The organism is Erwinia sp. 2186, assembly GCF_057812255.1.
In genome coordinates this window covers 4,678,407-4,695,585 of the sequence record NZ_CM173824.1, presented here as the reverse complement: position 1 = coordinate 4,695,585, position 17,179 = coordinate 4,678,407, and the positions used below count along the sequence as shown (strand labels likewise).

General features: G+C 54.1%; 14 protein-coding genes and 5 tRNA genes. 17 read left to right on the top strand and 2 right to left on the bottom strand.

Translation table 11 applies throughout. The features are described 5' to 3' along the window. Positions 1-2: 2 nt before the first annotated feature. Positions 3-1,295: an ATP-dependent RNA helicase RhlB gene (rhlB, locus tag ACXKZG_RS21860; protein ID WP_151038561.1), complete on the bottom strand. Its 1,293-nt coding sequence runs from the start codon at positions 1,293-1,295 to the stop codon at positions 3-5. Between the two features lie 117 nt (positions 1,296-1,412). On the opposite strand from rhlB, the gene trxA reads away from it, so the two are divergent. The 17 genes from trxA to ACXKZG_RS21775 all read left to right on the top strand — a co-directional run bounded on the left by trxA (position 1,413) and on the right by ACXKZG_RS21775 (position 15,409). After that, a complete protein-coding gene (gene trxA / locus ACXKZG_RS21855; protein WP_013200232.1) occupies positions 1,413-1,745 on the top strand; it encodes a thioredoxin TrxA in 333 nt (110 codons plus the stop codon). Between the two features lie 387 nt (positions 1,746-2,132). Continuing rightward, positions 2,133-3,392 carry a transcription termination factor Rho gene (gene rho, locus ACXKZG_RS21850; RefSeq protein WP_013200233.1) on the top strand — a complete coding sequence of 420 codons (1,260 nt, stop codon included), beginning with the start codon at positions 2,133-2,135 and terminating at the stop codon, positions 3,390-3,392. Between the two features lie 320 nt (positions 3,393-3,712). Continuing rightward, on the top strand, positions 3,713-4,792 hold the full coding sequence (wecA, locus tag ACXKZG_RS21845; protein ID WP_106382082.1) for a UDP-N-acetylglucosamine--undecaprenyl-phosphate N-acetylglucosaminephosphotransferase: 1,080 nt from the start codon (positions 3,713-3,715) through the stop codon (positions 4,790-4,792). A gap of 50 nt (positions 4,793-4,842) precedes the next feature. Further along, positions 4,843-5,868, top strand: a complete 1,026-nt coding sequence (wzzE, locus tag ACXKZG_RS21840) for an ECA polysaccharide chain length modulation protein (protein ID WP_053142031.1) — start codon at positions 4,843-4,845, stop codon at positions 5,866-5,868. Positions 5,869-5,916: 48 nt separating this feature from the next. After that, on the top strand, positions 5,917-7,047 hold the full coding sequence (gene wecB / locus ACXKZG_RS21835) for a non-hydrolyzing UDP-N-acetylglucosamine 2-epimerase (protein ID WP_134823180.1): 1,131 nt from the start codon (positions 5,917-5,919) through the stop codon (positions 7,045-7,047). Continuing rightward, positions 7,044-8,306, top strand: a complete 1,263-nt coding sequence (wecC, locus tag ACXKZG_RS21830; protein WP_488875466.1) for a UDP-N-acetyl-D-mannosamine dehydrogenase — start codon at positions 7,044-7,046, stop codon at positions 8,304-8,306. Before wecB ends, wecC begins: the two co-directional genes overlap by 4 nt. Continuing rightward, on the top strand, positions 8,303-9,022 hold the full coding sequence (gene rffC / locus ACXKZG_RS21825; RefSeq protein WP_013200238.1) for a dTDP-4-amino-4,6-dideoxy-D-galactose acyltransferase: 720 nt from the start codon (positions 8,303-8,305) through the stop codon (positions 9,020-9,022). The genes wecC and rffC overlap by 4 nt, the downstream gene beginning before the upstream one ends. Positions 9,023-9,026: 4 nt before the next feature. Beyond that, positions 9,027-10,157, top strand: a complete 1,131-nt coding sequence (gene rffA, locus ACXKZG_RS21820) for a dTDP-4-amino-4,6-dideoxygalactose transaminase (RefSeq protein WP_053142042.1) — start codon at positions 9,027-9,029, stop codon at positions 10,155-10,157. A 1-nt stretch (position 10,158) separates the two neighbouring features. Continuing rightward, a complete protein-coding gene (gene wzxE, locus ACXKZG_RS21815; protein ID WP_106382079.1) occupies positions 10,159-11,409 on the top strand; it encodes a lipid III flippase WzxE in 1,251 nt (416 codons plus the stop codon). Next, positions 11,406-12,476 carry a TDP-N-acetylfucosamine:lipid II N-acetylfucosaminyltransferase gene (locus ACXKZG_RS21810; protein WP_488875465.1) on the top strand — a complete coding sequence of 357 codons (1,071 nt, stop codon included), beginning with the start codon at positions 11,406-11,408 and terminating at the stop codon, positions 12,474-12,476. Before wzxE ends, ACXKZG_RS21810 begins: the two co-directional genes overlap by 4 nt. Then, complete coding sequence (gene wzyE / locus ACXKZG_RS21805; RefSeq protein WP_346568582.1) at positions 12,473-13,813, top strand: ECA oligosaccharide polymerase; 1,341 nt, start codon at positions 12,473-12,475, stop codon at positions 13,811-13,813. Before ACXKZG_RS21810 ends, wzyE begins: the two co-directional genes overlap by 4 nt. A gap of 110 nt (positions 13,814-13,923) precedes the next feature. Continuing rightward, the gene (gene wecG, locus ACXKZG_RS21800) at positions 13,924-14,598 is read left to right on the top strand and encodes a lipopolysaccharide N-acetylmannosaminouronosyltransferase (RefSeq protein WP_241199885.1); all 675 of its coding nucleotides are present in this window, start codon (positions 13,924-13,926) and stop codon (positions 14,596-14,598) included. A 180-nt stretch (positions 14,599-14,778) separates the two neighbouring features. Then, positions 14,779-14,855: transfer RNA gene (locus ACXKZG_RS21795), tRNA-Arg, on the top strand. 95 nt (positions 14,856-14,950) lie between these two features. Then, positions 14,951-15,026 (top strand) — tRNA-His (locus tag ACXKZG_RS21790). A gap of 15 nt (positions 15,027-15,041) precedes the next feature. After that, a tRNA-Leu gene (locus tag ACXKZG_RS21785) sits at positions 15,042-15,128 on the top strand. A 37-nt stretch (positions 15,129-15,165) separates the two neighbouring features. Beyond that, positions 15,166-15,242: transfer RNA gene (locus ACXKZG_RS21780), tRNA-Pro, on the top strand. 90 nt (positions 15,243-15,332) lie between these two features. After that, a tRNA-Pro gene (locus tag ACXKZG_RS21775) sits at positions 15,333-15,409 on the top strand. Between the two features lie 578 nt (positions 15,410-15,987). Here the strand turns inward: ACXKZG_RS21775 and hemY are convergent. After that, positions 15,988-17,178: a protoheme IX biogenesis protein HemY gene (gene hemY, locus ACXKZG_RS21770; protein WP_013200244.1), complete on the bottom strand. Its 1,191-nt coding sequence runs from the start codon at positions 17,176-17,178 to the stop codon at positions 15,988-15,990. Position 17,179 lies beyond the last annotated feature (1 nt).

Below are 17,179 nucleotides of genomic sequence, written 5' to 3'. Positions count from 1 at the left end.
TTTTAACCTGAACGTTTACGGTTATTGTTGCGTGGTGCACTGCTGCGGCGATTGTTGTTGCCGCCACGACGTGGACCATTGCCAGAACGATGACGTGTTAAACGCTTCGGTGGCGGCAGATCGGTCATCAGCGCATCACTGTTATAGCGGCTCACGGTAATGCTGTGGCCAATATACTCTTCGATAGCAGGCAGATTCAGCGCGTACTCTTCGCACGCCAGGCTGATGGAATGTCCATTGGCGCCAGCGCGTCCGGTACGACCAATACGGTGCACATAGTCTTCACGGTCATCCGGCAGGTCATAGTTGAACACGTGAGTTACCGCAGGGATATGCAGGCCACGCGCGGCAACGTCGGTGGCGACCAGGATATCAACATCACCTTTAGTGAAGTCATCCAGAATACGCAGACGTTTCTTCTGTGCCACATCGCCGGTCAACAGCCCAACACGGTGTCCATCTGCTGCCAGGTGGCCCCAGACATCTTCACAACGGTGCTTGGTGTTCGCGAAGATGATGGCACGATCTGGCCACTCTTCTTCCAGCAAAGTTTGCAGCAGGCGCATCTTCTCTTCATTAGAAGGATAGAAAAGTTCTTCTTTAATGCGGTGGCCGGTTTTCTGCTCGGGTTCCACTTCCACATATTCCGCGTTGTTCATGTTTTCGAACGCCAGTTCGCGAACACGGAAAGAGAGGGTCGCGGAGAACAGCATGTTCAGACGCTGATTTGCCGCAGGCATCCGGCGGAACAGCCAGCGAATATCTTTAATAAAGCCGAGATCGAACATGCGATCCGCTTCATCGAGCACAACCACCTGAATGGCGCCGAGGTTAACGTGATTTTGCTTGGTATAGTCAATCAGTCGGCCCGTGGTGCCGATTAAAATATCGACACCGCTTTCCAGCACTTTCAGCTGCTTATCGTAGCCGTCACCGCCATAAGCAAGCCCAAGCTTGAGACCGGTTGCCTGCGTCAGCGGTTCAGCATCGGCATGGATCTGTACGGCTAATTCGCGCGTAGGGGCCAGGATCAGCGCACGTGGCTGATTCACCTGACGGCCTTCTGGCGCAGGGTTAGAAAGAAGATGATGGAACGTTGACGTCAGGAACGCCATCGTTTTTCCGGTACCGGTTTGCGCCTGTCCCGCTACATCACGCCCTGAGAGCGTGAAAGGCAATGCCAGCGCCTGAATCGGCGTGCAGTTATGAAAGCCTTTAGTTTCAAGGGCTTCAATCACCTGAGGGTGCAGGGCGAAGTCGGAAAACTTCTGTTCGGTTAAGTGTGTTTTGCTCATAGTGTGGTAGAATATCAGCTTACTATTGCTTTACGAAAGCGTATCCGGTGAAATAAAGTCAACCTAAGTTGGCAGATTTTACGCCAACCAGCCAGGCATAATCTTTTGGAGTAAGACATGAGCAGCGATAAAATTGTTCACCTGACCGACGACAGCTTCGATTCCGACGTATTAAAAGCAGAAGGTTTGACGCTGGTCGACTTCTGGGCAGAGTGGTGTGGTCCTTGTAAAATGATCGCCCCAATCCTCGATGAAGTCGCCGAAGAGTACGACGGCAAGCTGACAATCGCGAAACTGAATATCGACGATAACCCGGGCACCGCGCCTAAATACGGTATTCGTGGTATTCCTACTTTGCTGCTGTTCAAAAACGGCGAAGTCGCGGCAACGAAAGTTGGCGCCCTTTCTAAAGGCCAGCTCAAAGAGTTCCTTAACGCGAACCTGGGCTAACAGCCTGTCCGGCGCCTGGTCTGAGGGGGTTTATTTGCCCTCAGTCAGGTGCCCGGCATATTTTTAGTCAGCTGCTAGACGTTTCACATCAGTCGTGCTAAGTTGTTTTTACTGCACTACGAACTTACCTGTAGTTTGAATCTTAGATTTATTCCTTGTTGAACGCCTAATCATCTTCTCCTTACGGGCATTCAGCAATCTGACGGTTAGCATCATCAGAATTTCCGGCGTCTTGTCCTTACCGTCTCCTCGTCTCAGATTTGCGTTTTCCTGCACGTGATCATCGAGCGGATCCTGACAAGAGTGCCATTAACAGGCATGGATTTTTCGCCATACCACTTACGACAATCATTCCGAGATTTACCCCGAGTTTAAGAACCCACCATTATGAATCTTACCGAATTAAAAAATACGCCGGTTTCTGACCTGATTACACTCGGCGAAAACATGGGGCTTGAAAACCAGGCCCGTATGCGCAAACAGGACATTATCTTCTCCATCCTGAAGCAGCATGCAAAAAGCGGCGAAGACATCTTCGGCGACGGCGTACTGGAAATTTTGCAGGATGGCTTTGGATTCCTCCGTTCTGGAGACAGTTCCTACCTCGCCGGTCCTGATGATATCTACGTTTCCCCTAGCCAAATCCGCCGCTTCAACCTCCGCACTGGTGACACCATTTCCGGCAAGATCCGCCCGCCGAAAGAAGGTGAGCGTTATTTCGCCCTGCTGAAAGTTAATGAAGTTAACTACGACAAACCTGAAAACGCCCGCAACAAAATCCTGTTCGAAAACTTAACCCCGCTGCACGCAAACTCTCGTCTGCGCATGGAACGTGGTAACGGTTCGACCGAGGATTTGACCGCTCGCGTACTGGACCTGGCCTCGCCAATTGGTCGTGGTCAGCGTGGTCTGATCGTTGCACCACCAAAAGCCGGTAAAACCATGCTGCTGCAGAACATCGCCACCAGCATCGCTTACAACCACCCAGACTGCGTACTGATGGTACTGCTGATTGACGAGCGTCCGGAAGAAGTGACCGAGATGCAGCGTCTGGTGAAAGGCGAAGTGATTGCATCTACCTTCGATGAGCCAGCATCCCGCCACGTGCAGGTTGCCGAAATGGTTATCGAGAAGGCCAAGCGCCTGGTTGAGCACAAGAAAGACGTGATCATCCTGCTGGACTCCATTACCCGTCTGGCGCGTGCCTACAACACCGTTGTTCCTGCTTCAGGTAAAGTCCTGACCGGTGGTGTTGATGCTAACGCCCTGCACCGTCCAAAGCGTTTCTTCGGTGCTGCACGTAACGTAGAAGAGGGCGGAAGCCTGACAATCATCGCCACCGCACTGGTTGATACCGGTTCGAAGATGGACGAAGTGATCTACGAAGAATTTAAAGGTACAGGCAACATGGAACTGCATCTGGCGCGTAAAATCGCTGAGAAGCGTGTGTTCCCTGCTATCGATTACAACCGTTCAGGTACGCGTAAAGAAGAGCTGCTTACCAGCTCGGAAGAACTGCAGAAGATGTGGATCCTGCGCAAAATCATCCATCCAATGGGTGAAATTGACGCGATGGAGTTCCTCATCAACAAGTTGGCAATGACCAAAACAAACGATGAGTTCTTCGACATGATGAAACGCTCTTAAGGCGACTCATCGGGCTGTAACGTTCAGGTTCAGCCAGGCTGAACCTGCTCTTTCTGGCCTTTTCGTGTGGATCGGGCTGTTCGCGACAGCAAAAAAATAAGAAAACTCGGGGAACGCCACGCTCAGACGTGGCGTTTTTCGTTTATGGGCTATACGATATTCAGCAACTGGAGAATTAAACCAAAAGGTGCGGTTAGCAAAAAAGGGACTTTAGGCCGTTTTATGCTCATCACGCACAACAGAAATCAGAATTAAACGGATGTTAATGGCACATAAAATGCTTATAACACTGCGAGATTCTTTGCAGAGAGCTGGTTAATGTGAATTTACTCAATATGAGTACTGAGCTTGCTTTAATATTTGTCTTTTCGATGGTTTTCCTCTTTTTTGCCCGTAAAGCAGCTAAAAAGGTTGGTCTGGTAGACAAGCCTAACTACCGTAAGCGCCACCAGGGTGTGGTTCCTCTGGTGGGTGGCATCTCTGTTTTTGCCGGGACCTGCTTTGGCTTTGCCATCACTAACTTCTACATTCCCCACGCTCTGCTCTATCTTTGCTGCGCTGGCATGTTGGTCCTGATCGGTGCCCTCGACGACCGTTGGGATATCAGCGTCAAAATTCGTGCTATTGTCCAGGCCATTGTTGCCGTGCTGATGATGAGCATGGGTAAGCTTTACTTGCTCAGCCTGGGATACATCTTTGGTCCCTGGGAACTGATTGTTGGCCCCTTTGGTTATGTCCTTACCCTGTTTGCCGTCTGGGCAGCGATCAACGCCTTTAATATGGTGGATGGCATAGACGGACTGCTGGGTGGGCTGTCCTGCGTCACTTTCCTCGCAATGGGCATCATCCTGTTACTGGATGGTCAGCAGAGCCTGGCGATGTGGTGCTTCATCATGATTGTCGCCATCGTGCCCTATATCTTGTTGAACCTGGGCGTGTTCGGTCGCCGCTATAAAGTGTTTATGGGCGATGCGGGAAGTACGCTGATTGGTTTCACCATCATCTGGATCCTGCTCGAGGCGACACAGGGTCAGTATCACCCTATCACCCCGGTCACCGCGCTCTGGCTGATTGCTATCCCGTTGATGGACATGGTTGCTATTATGTACCGCCGCCTGAGTAAAGGGATGAGCCCGTTTTCCGCCGATCGGCAGCATATTCACCACCTGATTATGCGTGCCGGGTTCACCTCCAGGCAGGCGTGTTTCCTGATTACGCTGGCGGCAGCGTTGCTGGCTGCGGTGGGCGTGTTGGGCGAGTCGCTGAGTTTTATCCCTGACTGGGCGATGCTGGTGCTGTTCCTGCTGGCCTTTATGCTTTACGGCTACTGCATCAAGCGGGCATGGCGAGTGGCCAGAATGATCAAACGCTTCAAAAGACGCTTACGGCAGACACAGTAAAGCGCTTATTACCTCTGAAAAGCTGACCCTGATAACAAGGAATATGAAGTATGACGCATCCTGACGTTACCCATAACGAGCTGGATATTCGCGGGCTTTGCTGCACGTTATGGCAGGGTAAAAAATGGATTGCGGGCGTGGCGCTGGTGTTTGTCCTGCTTGCCTGGATCTGGTCGCTGTTGGTGACGCCACAATGGAGTACCACCGCGGTTACCGATCGTCCGACGGTCAATATGCTGAGCAGCTACTATTCGCAACAGCAATTCCTGAATAATCTGGATCTGCGCGCCAGTCAGTCTGCGGATACCCCTCCTTCGGTGATGGCTGAGGCCTACCAGGAGTTTGTGATGCAACTGTCTGCCTATGACACCCGTCGCGAATTCTGGCTGCAAACGGACTATTACAAGCAGCGGCAGCACGGCAACACCCGTGATGACGCGGTGTTGTTAGACGAGCTGATTGCCAACATTCAGTATCAGCCGGCGGATGCCGCTAAAAACCTCAATGATTCCGTGCGTCTGGTTGCTGAGACGTCGAAAGATGCCAACACGCTGTTACGCCAGTATGTGGCTTTCGCCAGCCAGCGTGCGGCCACGCACCTAAATGAAGAGCTGACCGGTGCCTGGGCAGCCAGAACCATCCAGATGAAAGCACAGGTTAAAAGGCAAGAAGCCGTCGCGAAAGCGATCTACGATCGTCAGGTGAACAGTGTTCAGCAGGCGTTGAAAATTGCCCAACAGCAGGGTTTTGAACAGGCCAAAACGGATACCCCTTCCGAACAGCTGCCCGATTCTGAACTGTTCCTGTTAGGTCGCCCGCTGCTGCAGGCCAGGCTGGAAAATCTGCAGGCGACCGGACCGGGTTACGATCTGGACTATGATCAAAACAAAGCCATGTTGTCGACGCTGAATGTCGGCCCAACATTGGTGACTACTTTCCAGACTTACCGCTATCTGCGTACACCGGAGGAGCCGGTGAAACGCGACAGCCCTCGTCGCCTGTTTTTGATGATTATGTGGGGCGCTGTGGGTGCCTTAATTGGGGCAGGGATTGCACTGGCACGTCGACCGCGCTAACCGCGGCTGGCCTGTTGTTATCAGACAGATGAACGAAAGAGAGTCACTGTGAAAGTATTAACAGTTTTTGGCACGCGCCCTGAAGCGATAAAAATGGCGCCGCTGGTCCATGCGCTGGCGCAGGATAGCGAGATTGACGCTCGCCTGTGCGTCACCGCACAGCATCGTGAGATGCTGGATCAGGTGCTGCAACTGTTCGCCATCATTCCGGATTATGATCTGAATATCATGAGTCCGGGGCAGGGGCTGACTGAAATCACCAGCCGGATTCTCGAAGGATTAAAGGCTGTTTTCGCTGAATTCAAACCGGATGTGGTGCTGGTCCATGGCGATACCACCACGACCTTTGCTGCCAGCCTGGCGGCATTCTATCACCGCATCCCCGTTGGCCACGTTGAGGCCGGTCTGCGCACCGGCGACCTCTATTCTCCGTGGCCGGAAGAAGCTAACCGCACGCTGACCGGTCACCTTGCCACCTGGCATTTCACCCCGACGGAAAATGCCCGTCAGAACCTGCTGAAAGAAAACCTGCGCAGTGACCGGATGTTTGTCACCGGTAACTCGGTAATTGATGCGCTGTTCTGGGTAAGAGATCGGGTATTGGGTGATACAGGACTACGGGAAGGCCTGGCTTCGCGCTATCCGTTCCTTGATTCAGACAAAAAAATGATTCTGGTCACTGGCCACCGACGCGAGAGTTTTGGTGGCGGTTTTGAACGCATTTGTAGCGCGCTGGCTGAAATTGCCCGCCTGCATCCTGATGTTCAGATTGTTTATCCTGTTCACCTGAATCCCAACGTCAGCGAGCCGGTAAACCGCATCCTGAGCGGCATCGACAATATCTTCCTGATTGAACCTCAGGAGTACCTGCCTTTTGTCTGGCTGATGGTGCGTTCCTGGCTAATCCTGACGGATTCTGGCGGCATTCAGGAAGAAGCGCCGTCATTGGGTAAACCGGTGCTGGTGATGCGCGAAACCACCGAGCGGCCAGAAGCGGTTGCGGCGGGAACGGTCAAGCTGGTGGGCACAGACGTACAGAAGATAGTTGGTGAGGCCACGCGCCTGCTGACGGATGAAGACGCTTATCAATCCATGAGCCGTGCCCATAACCCTTATGGTGACGGCCTGGCCTGCGAACGTATTGTGCAGGCACTAAAAAATAATCGGGTTACGTTATGATTTTCAATACCATTTCCATTATCGGCCTGGGCTACATTGGCCTGCCAACCGCAGCGGCATTTGCCTCACGGCAGAAGAAGGTCATTGGCATCGACATCAATGCGCACGCTGTTGAGACCATCAATCGCGGTGAGATCCACATCGTTGAGCCAGACCTCGACCGGGTTGTGAAGACCGCCGTTGAACAAGGTTACCTGCGCGCGGCAACCCAACCTGAAGAGGCCGATGCCTTTCTGATTGCTGTACCAACACCGTTTAAAGACGATCATCAGCCCGATCTCAGCTGGGTGAAAGCGGCCGCTGAATCCATCGCGCCGGTGTTGAAGAAAGGGGATTTAGTGATCCTCGAATCGACCTCACCGGTGGGTGCCACCGAGCAAATGGCGGCCTGGCTGGCGACAGCACGTGAAGACCTGAGCTTCCCGCAACAGGTTGGTGAAGCCGCCGATGTGCATATTGCCTATTGTCCTGAGCGTGTTCTGCCGGGCAAGGTGATGGTCGAACTGTTCAAAAACGATCGGGTGATTGGCGGGATGACGCCAGCCTGCTCGCAGCTTGCCTGTGACCTGTACAATATCTTTCTTGAAGGTGAGTGCGTGGTCACCAACTCCCGCACTGCCGAAATGTGTAAGCTGACCGAAAACAGCTTCCGGGACGTCAACATCGCCTTTGCCAACGAGCTGTCGTTGATTTGTGCCGATCAGGGGATCAACGTCTGGGAACTGATTAGCCTGGCGAACCGCCATCCGCGGGTGAATATCCTGCAGCCCGGCCCTGGCGTTGGCGGCCACTGCATCGCCGTCGATCCCTGGTTTATCGTGGCGCAAAATCCGGTACAGGCGCGATTGATCCGCACCGCGCGTGAAGTGAATGACAGCAAACCGCTGTGGGTCCTTGAGCAGGTTAAAAAGGCATTAGCCGAGAGTCTGACCACCAGCGACAAGCGCGCCAGTGAGCTGACGATTGCCTGCTTTGGTCTGGCGTTTAAACCGGATATTGACGATCTGCGTGAAAGCCCGGCGATGCACGTGGCTGAAATGATCGCGGACTGGCATTCCGGCACCACGTTAGTGGTGGAACCGAACATTCACCAGCTGCCGGAGAAACTGGCCGGTAAAGCTGAACTGGTTGGGCTGCATCACGCCCTGAAGCAGGCTGACGTGCTGGTGATGCTGGTCGATCACGCGCAGTTCAAAGCGATGGATGCGAAACAAATCCACGCTCATCAGAGAGTGGATACCAAAGGAGTCTGGCAATGAGTGCCAGCAGCCAGCCTGCGCTTATGCCATCGGTAGCCCTCAACCCGTTGAGTTGGGAAAATACCTTCTTTGGCGTGAACAGTGGCTTGCTCTCATTTGAGGCGAATGGGTCGCCATTAACTGACGCGCTGTTTGCAGGCTACGATCTCGTTCAGGCGAAGGTGCTGTCGCAGCAGACCGCCGAGCTGGACGCGCTCAGCGCGCTGGGTTTTAAGCTGGTGGAAGGGGAAGCCGACTTTGTGCTGGGCATTGCCTCTGCAAGCCGCCCTGAAGGGATCCGCATTGCCAGAAAAGAGCATATTCCTGCCTTACGCGAAGCGGCAAGCGGCGCGTTTGCGCAAAGTCGCTTCCGTGCGCCCTGGTATCAGCCCGGTGACAGCGGCCGTTTCTATGCTCAGTGGATTGAAAACGCGGTGCTTGGCACCTTTGATCATCAATGCCTGCTTGCTATCAATGAGCAGGGCGATCTGCAGGGGTTTATCTCCCTTCGTGAACTGTCGGATGGCAGTGCGCGCATCGGGCTGCTGGCGACGTTACCGGAAGCTCAGGGATTAGGAGTGGGACAGCGCATGATCGAAGCGGCGTCCGACTGGTGTCGCGCGCGACGCCTGACTCGTCTGCATGTGGCAACTCAACTGGGCAACTTACCCGCGCTCAGACTCTATCATCGCTGTGGGGGTGTTATAGAACGCACCGCTTACTGGCTCTACAGGTAACATTATGATCCCATTTAACGCACCACCGATCGTGGGAACCGAACTCGACTACATGAAATCGGCGATGGGAAGCGGCAAGCTGTGCGGCGACGGTGGATTTACCCGACGCTGCCAGCAGTGGATGGAAAATAAGTTCGGCAGCAAAAAAGTGCTGCTGACCCCATCCTGCACGGCCTCTCTGGAAATGGCCGCGATCCTGATCGATATCCAGCCTGGCGATGAAGTGATCATGCCAAGCTATACCTTCGTCTCAACGGCTAACGCCTTTGTGCTGCGCGGCGCGACTATCGTGTTCGTCGATATCCGCCCGGATACGTTGAACATGGATGAGACGCTGATTGAAGCGGCGATCACCGACAAAACCAAAGCCATTGTTCCGGTTCATTACGCCGGCGTCTCCTGTGATATGGACGTGATTATGGCGCTGGCAGCCAAACACCATCTGTTTGTGATTGAAGACGCCGCACAGGGCGTGATGTCCACCTGGAAAGGCAAAGCGCTGGGGACAATTGGTCATATCGGCTGCTTCAGCTTCCACGAAACCAAGAATTACACGGCAGGCGGTGAAGGTGGCGCGACGTTAATTAACGATCCGGCTTTGGTTGAGCGTGCTGAAATCATCAGAGAGAAGGGCACGAATCGCAGCCAGTTTTTCCGTGGGCAGGTGGATAAGTATACCTGGCGCGATATTGGTTCCAGCTACCTGATGGCCGATTTGCAGGCGGCTTATCTGTGGGCCCAGCTGGAAGCCGCGTCGGCGATTAACGCGCAGCGCCTGCGCTTGTGGCAGAACTACTACAGCGCGCTGCAGCCGATTGCGGCCAGCGGCCGGATTACCCTGCCCACCATCCCGTCGACCTGTCAGCATAACGCGCACATGTTTTACATCAAGCTGCATGATATTGACGACCGCACGGCGCTGATTAACTGGCTGAAGGAAGCCGAAATCCTGGCCGTCTTCCACTATATTCCGCTGCACTCTTCACCTGCCGGTCAGCGCTTTGGCCGCTTCCACGGCGAAGATCGCTACACCCAGTCCGAGAGTGAACGACTGCTGCGTCTGCCGCTGTTTTATAACCTCACTGATAATAATCAGCAGACGGTGATTAACTCCCTGCTGAGCTATTTTTCCTGATATGTCGCTGGCTAAAGCGTCGGTGTGGACGGCAGCGTCCACGCTGGTAAAAATTGCGGCCGGTCTGCTGGTGGTCAAAATGCTGGCGGTATCATTTGGCCCGTCAGGCGTTGGTCAGGCAGGCAACTTCCGTCAGTTGATTACCGTGCTTGGCGTGCTGGCCGGGGCGGGTATTTTTAACGGTGTCACCAAATACGTTGCCGAATATCAGCAAAACCCAGCGCAACTTCAGGCGGTAACGGGCACCGCCTCGGCAATGGTGCTGGGCTTCTCCACCCTCCTGGCCATCGTATTTTTGCTGTTTGCCGGACCGATTAGCGTCGGCTTATTTGGCCACAGTGATTACCAGAACGTGGTGCGTATTGTCGCCTTCCTGCAGGCAGGCATTGCCTGGGCCAATCTGGCGCTGGCGGTAGTGAAAGGCTTCCGCGATGCGAAGGGCAATGCGCTGGCGCTGATCCTGGGCAGCCTGATTGGCGTAATGGCCTGGTTTGTCTGTTACTGGATCGGCGGCTATAGCGGGGCGCTGGTGGGCATGGCGATGGTTCCGGCGCTGGTGGTGGTGCCTGCGGCGCTATTACTGGCAAAGCGTGACCATCTGCCGGTGCGATTTTTCAAACCTTGCTGGGATGGCGCGATTGCCCGCAATCTGAGTAAGTTCACCCTGATGGCGCTGATGACCTCCATCACCTTGCCGGTGGCATGGATCATGATGCGAAATCTGCTGGCCGACCATAACGGCTGGGAGCAGGTAGGTCTCTGGCAAGGGGTGACCAGCATTTCAGATGCCTATCTGCAATTTATCACCGCCTCATTCAGCGTCTATTTGCTGCCAACGCTGTCGCGTCTGACCAGCAAAAAAGAGATCTCCCGGGAAATTCTGCGCTCGCTGAGTTTTGTACTGCCCGCGGTGATGGGAGTCAGCCTGATGGTATGGCTGTTGCGGGACGTGGCTATCTGGCTGCTGTTCTCCAGTCAGTTTACCGGCATGCGGGATCTCTTTATCTGGCAGCTGACCGGCGATGTCTTTAAAGTAGGCTCCTACGTTTTTGGTTATCTGGTGATCGCCAAAGCCTCACTACGTTTTTATGCCCTGACCGAGATCAGCCAGTTCATTCTGCTGACGCTGTTCGCGCGCTGGCTGATCCCGCTGCACGGGGCCACCGGCGCGGCACAAGCCTATATGGCGACGTATATGGTCTATTTTGCGCTCTGCGCAGGCACCTTTTTTCTTTATCGTAGAAAAGTATGACAACATTGATTCACGTTCTCGGCTCTGCCATTCCACACCATAATCAAACCGTGCTGCGCTTTTTTAACGACAGCGTGGCCGAGGCCGTGCCGCGTGCGGAACCTCGTCAGTTTTGGGTGGTTGGGGAGCCTGCCGCCGCGGATTACAGCCGGCTGGCGATCCGCTGGTTTGCCAACAAACGCGCCATTGCCGATGCGGTCGTCGCCCTTGCACAGGCAGACAGACAAACCCATTTCTTTTTCCACGGACAGTTCAATCCCACGCTGTGGCTGGCGATCCTGTTCGGTAAGATTAAACCGGCGCAGGTTTACTGGCATATCTGGGGTGCAGATCTCTACGAACAGGCCGGTGGTCTCAAATTTCGCCTGTTCTACTTCCTGCGGCGGCTGGCGCAAAAAAGGGTCGGTCAGGTTTTTGCCACGCGTGGCGACATTAACTATTTCCAGCAACGCTATCCCGATGTCCCAGCGGCACGGCTCTATTTTCCGACCCGAATGGCTCAGGTGGCGTTGCCTGCCGCCGAGCCGCAGCCAGAGATGACCTTGCTGGTAGGAAATTCTGGCGATGAAAGTAATCGCCATATTCAGGCGCTGCAGGAGATCCATCAGCAGTTTGGTCGTCAGGTTAATGTGGTGGTCCCGATGGGCTACCCGGAACACAATGACGCCTACATTCAGCGCGTGCGTGAAGCCGGGCTGGCACTTTTTGCGCCGGAAAGATTACAGATCCTCACGGAAAAGCTCGAGTTCGCCACTTATTTACAGCTGATCTCGCGCTGCGACCTGGGGTATTTTATTTTTGAACGTCAGCAGGGCATTGGCACATTATGCTTGCTGATCCAGGCCAACGTGCCGTTTGTGGTTAACCGTAAAAACCCGTTCTGGCAGGATTTGACCGAGCAACAGGTGCCCGTGCTGTTTGCCGGCGATTCGCTGGATGCACAGGTGGTTGGCGAAGCAAAACGGCAAATGTCCCTGTTGGATAAACCCGCGATTGCCTTTTTTGAGCCTGCTTATCTCGACGGCTGGAAAACGGCGCTGGCCCAGGCTGAAGGAGTGAAAGCATGACGCTGATGCAATTTGCTGGTCTGCTGGTGGTCTGGCTGCTGTCGCTGGGGCTGATCCTGACGCTGACCTGGAAGGAATTTCGACGGGTAAAGTTCAACTTCAACGTCTTCTTTTCGCTGCTATTTTTGCTGACATTTTACTTCGGCTTCCCGCTGACCTGCATGTTGGTGTTTGGTTTTAACGTTGAGGTGGTTCCTCCTGAATTTCTGCTCGAGGCGCTGCTTTCCGCTACCGGGTTTTATGCCATTTACTATGTCAGCTATAAAACACGCCTGCGGCCAGCCTCGTCCCAACCCAGCCGGCAGTTTTTCACCATCAACCGGGTCGAAGCGCATTTAACCTGGGGCATTCTGGCGGCGATAGCGCTGGGCACGGTGGCGGTATTCTTCCTGCACAACGGCTTCCTGCTTTTTAAGCTGCACAGTTACAGCCAGATCTTTTCTGCCGAAGTGTCAGGCGTCGCGCTGAAGCGCTTTTTCTACTTCTTTATCCCGGCGATGCTGGTGGTCTATTTCCTCAAGCCCGGATTCCGTAACTGGTTGTTTTTCCTGGTGGCGACCGTCGCCTTTGGTTTGCTGACCTATGCCGTAGTGGGCGGGACGCGGGCAAATATCATCATCGCTTTTGCGCTGTTCCTGTTTATCGGCATTATTCGCGGCTGGATCTCCTTATGGATGCTGGCGATGGCGGGTGTGTTCTCCGTGGTCGGGATGTTCTGGCTGGCGCTGCGCCGCTATAACCTTGATGTCAGTGGCTCTGAAGCGTTCTATACCTTCCTGTATCTGACGAGGGACACCTTCTCTCCGTGGGAAAACCTCGGCCTGCTGCTGCAAAATTACGACAAAATTGATTTCCAGGGACTGGCACCGATTGTTCGTGATTTTTACGTGTTTATCCCCAGCTGGTTGTGGCCCGACCGGCCCTCCATCGTGTTAAACAGCGGCAATTATTTCACCTGGGAGGTGTTGGATAACCATTCCGGGCTGGCAATTTCGCCGACGCTGATAGGCTCTCTGGTGGTGATGGGAGGCGCGTGGTTTATCCCGCCGGGCGCGGTAGCCGTGGGGATGATCATTAAATGGTTCGACTGGCTCTATCAAAAGGGACAGCAGGAAACCAACCGCTACAAGGCTGCGATCCTACAAAGTTTCTGCTTTGGCGCGGTGTTTAATATGATTGTGCTGGCACGTGAAGGGCTGGACTCTTTCGCTTCGCGAGTGGTGTTCTTCTGCCTGATCTTTGTGGTGGCGGTGGTGGTGGCGAAACTGCTGTTCTGGCTGTTTGATGCGGCAGGTCTGATCCGCCCCCGTAAAATGCCGGTCGCGCTACATGACTAATTTTCTCAGGCCTGCGGGCCTGATTTGTTGCATTTGACCTGAAGGAACCGATTGTGGATTCAGTACCGCTATACCAAATCCGCGGCTTCACGCTGCTCGGTTTTCGCGATATGGCTGCGTTTCTTGACTATCTCTATCTGGGAAAAAACCTCAAGACCGGCACGCTGGTGGCGATTAATGCGGAGAAAGTCCTGACCGCCGAAAGCCAGCCGGCGATCCGCCAGCTGATCGACGAAGCGGAATTTAAGTACGCCGACGGCATCAGCATCGTGCGGTCCGTACGCAAAAAATATCCGCAGGCGGAAGTCTCCCGCATTGCCGGTGCCGATTTGTGGGAAGGATTAATGGAACGTGCCGGACGCGAAGGCACGCCGGTGTTTCTGATTGGCGGCAAGCCTCAGGTGCTGGCACAAACGGAAGATAAGCTGCGTCGTCAGTGGAATGTGAACATTGTCGGTTCGCAGGACGGTTATTTTGCGCCGGCAGACCGCGAAGCCTTGTTTGCCCGAATTGCCGCCAGCGGCGCGAAGATTGTTACCGTGGCGATGGGATCGCCGCGACAGGAAATTCTGATGCGCGACTGCAAGGCCGTCTGGCCAGAAGCCCTGTATATGGGCGTGGGTGGCACCTACGACGTCTTTACCGGTCATGTGAAGCGTGCGCCTAAGATCTGGCAGAAAATGGGCCTGGAGTGGCTCTACCGGCTTATTATGCAGCCATCACGTCTGCGCAGGCAGCTCAGGCTGCTGAAATATCTGAACTATCACTGGCGTGGCGATCTGTAGTTTTCGTATTTGTTTGCCGGCGGTTGGCTGAATGCTGAACGTTTTAGCCCGGAAATCGGGTGAAAACGTTCGCCATTTAGACAGAACGCACAAAGCGTAATCAAACAAGATATTTAGTGATAAAAAGCACTGGACAGGATCGGCTCAAATACGTAGTATGCCCATCCGCAACGGCGCTAAGCGCCCGTAGCTCAGCTGGATAGAGCGCTGCCCTCCGGAGGCAGAGGTCTCAGGTTCGAATCCTGTCGGGCGCACCATTAATTTAGTGCAGCAAGAGCTGCGGTGGTAGTTTTACCGCGTTAGGTAGTAAGCAGTAAGCAGTAAGAAGTTCGGTAGTACAGCAGTAGATGTGGTGGCTATAGCTCAGTTGGTAGAGCCCTGGATTGTGATTCCAGTTGTCGTGGGTTCGAGTCCCATTAGCCACCCCAGATTTTGTCCGGTACGCGATGGTGGCGGAATTGGTAGACGCGCTAGCTTCAGGTGTTAGTGTTCTTACGGACGTGAGGGTTCAAGTCCCTCCCTTCGCACCAACAAAATCAGCAGTATTGTCAAGCAGTAAGCAGTATTCGGCGAGTAGCGCAGCTTGGTAGCGCAACTGGTTTGGGACCAGTGGGTCGGAGGTTCGAATCCTCTCTCGCCGACCACTTTCAAAGACTTGCCGAGGCAGGTTTTTTTGCTTAAGGTCCACGGATCTTAGCAGCAGTAAAAAGCAGTAATGAAGTGCCAGCAGTATTCGGCGAGTAGCGCAGCTTGGTAGCGCAACTGGTTTGGGACCAGTGGGTCGGAGGTTCGAATCCTCTCTCGCCGACCAATTTAGAAAAACCCCGCTTTGGCGGGGTTTTTTGCTTTCCGCCATTCGCTATCCGCAGCCCTGTCGTTTCTTCCCGTTTTTTGTCTCCGTTAAGAGACAGCTAATTCGTTGTTTATTATAGCCTTTACTCAACTTCATTTTCGCTGTCGTTAATCCACGACGCCCGTACAACCGTTTGTCGTTAAATGCCAACGGCCAGAACGGTGTTTGACTCACAGTGATGTAAATAAAATGGCTAACTATCAAAGAGTTAATATATTTTTCAGCGGTGTCGATAAAGCTGGCACGTCTCCTGCAATATCACCACTGTAGATGCTCATTCCACTCCTTATGATTGTTAACGCTTCATAAACCAGGAATGATGCAGAGCCCTTTACGGTACCTGTTGTCCGCCCGCCAGTCTCGCTTCGGCCTTACTGGAGTCCAGGGACAATACGTTGAGTCAGGTACCAGCCAAATTGTCTTACCGACCTGATCTTTACACCTGCCAGTTTGGCAGGTGTTTTTTTTTGTCTGTCTGCCAGAGATCAGGCATAAAAAAACCGGGCACAGGGCCCGGTTATCTGGAAGATGCAGGATTACGGTGCGTTCTTCAGGGTCAGCAGCAACCCGTCACGCCGCATCTGTGCCGCTTCTTCTGGCTTATGCTGACGATCCAGCGTGTCAGCCAGCCAGGCGTAATCAAAGGCATCAGGACGCTGCTTAAGCGCTTCTCTGAAGGCCTCGGCTGCCTGCTCCCACTCGCCATGCTTCATCAGCAGCTGACCCAGCGTGCTGTGCAGCAATGGTGTGGCACCATGCTGTTTGATCTGCTGGCGCAGCGCTTTCTCAAGCTGTTCCGGATTGCCGGTCTTCAGGCGTGGCATCAACAGGATTAAACGCTCGTCATAGGCCTTCTTGAGGCCATCCAGCACGATTTGCTGCGCCGTTTCGTGGTCATCACAGACGATCAGGTGATCTGCCATGGCAACCTGCAGGGCCGTCTCATTGCGCGTTTTACGGCTCTGATCCTGCCACCAGCGTTTCAATCCATCGCTACCCTGATCGGCCATTGCCTGGTTCATTAAGCCCAGCCAGGCTTCCTGTTGCAGAGCCAGACGATGCGCTTCATCCGACACCTGGGATTTCTCCATCGCAGGCAGGATATCCAGCAGGGCGCTCCAGGCACCGGTCCGCACGTAAGCCTGCTCAGCCAGACGCAGCACTTCAGGATGGCGCGGAGCCACTTCCAGCAGTCGATCAACACCATGACGCGCGGCGTGATCTTCATTACGCGCCAGTTGAATACGCACGCGGGTGATCTCCACCGGCAGCTGATCGCTGCCCGCCAGTTCCGCGGCACGTTCAAGGTGCTGGTTGGAACGAATTTCGTCACCACGTTGCTGAGCGGCTTCTGCTGCCAGCAGGTAGTTCACCACAGGCTGTTCTGCATGGTCAGCATTGCGCGACAGCAGTTTTTCAACCTGGCGATAATCTCCTTCAGCCAGCTTAACCAGCGCAGCATTGGTTTGCTTACGCGCGCGGTTACGCTTACGGCCCATAAACCAGCCACGGGTTCTGACGCCGGTGCGTAACAGGCGACGCAACACCCACTCCACCACCAGGATCACGATCAGTGAGAGGATCAGGATGATGGCCAGTCCGGTGACGCTGGTTTCGATATTCCAGTTATCGGTCTGGATCAGCACATAACCCTGGTGGCCGGCCAGCATTGGGCCAAGCACCACGCCAGCAATTAGCAGGAGAAACAGTATCAGGACTTTAAGCATG

Coding starts and splice junctions, on each gene's coding strand:
- rhlB (WP_151038561.1), bottom strand. CDS start 1,295: ATGAGCAAAACACACTTAACCGAACAGAAGTTTTCCGACTTCGCCCTG.
- trxA (WP_013200232.1), top strand. CDS start 1,413: ATGAGCAGCGATAAAATTGTTCACCTGACCGACGACAGCTTCGATTCC.
- rho (WP_013200233.1), top strand. CDS start 2,133: ATGAATCTTACCGAATTAAAAAATACGCCGGTTTCTGACCTGATTACA.
- wzzE (WP_053142031.1), top strand. CDS start 4,843: ATGACGCATCCTGACGTTACCCATAACGAGCTGGATATTCGCGGGCTT.
- wecC (WP_488875466.1), top strand. CDS start 7,044: ATGATTTTCAATACCATTTCCATTATCGGCCTGGGCTACATTGGCCTG.
- rffC (WP_013200238.1), top strand. CDS start 8,303: ATGAGTGCCAGCAGCCAGCCTGCGCTTATGCCATCGGTAGCCCTCAAC.
- rffA (WP_053142042.1), top strand. CDS start 9,027: ATGATCCCATTTAACGCACCACCGATCGTGGGAACCGAACTCGACTAC.
- wzxE (WP_106382079.1), top strand. CDS start 10,159: ATGTCGCTGGCTAAAGCGTCGGTGTGGACGGCAGCGTCCACGCTGGTA.
- ACXKZG_RS21810 (WP_488875465.1), top strand. CDS start 11,406: ATGACAACATTGATTCACGTTCTCGGCTCTGCCATTCCACACCATAAT.
- wzyE (WP_346568582.1), top strand. CDS start 12,473: ATGACGCTGATGCAATTTGCTGGTCTGCTGGTGGTCTGGCTGCTGTCG.
- wecG (WP_241199885.1), top strand. CDS start 13,924: ATGGCTGCGTTTCTTGACTATCTCTATCTGGGAAAAAACCTCAAGACC.
- hemY (WP_013200244.1), bottom strand. CDS start 17,178: ATGCTTAAAGTCCTGATACTGTTTCTCCTGCTAATTGCTGGCGTGGTG.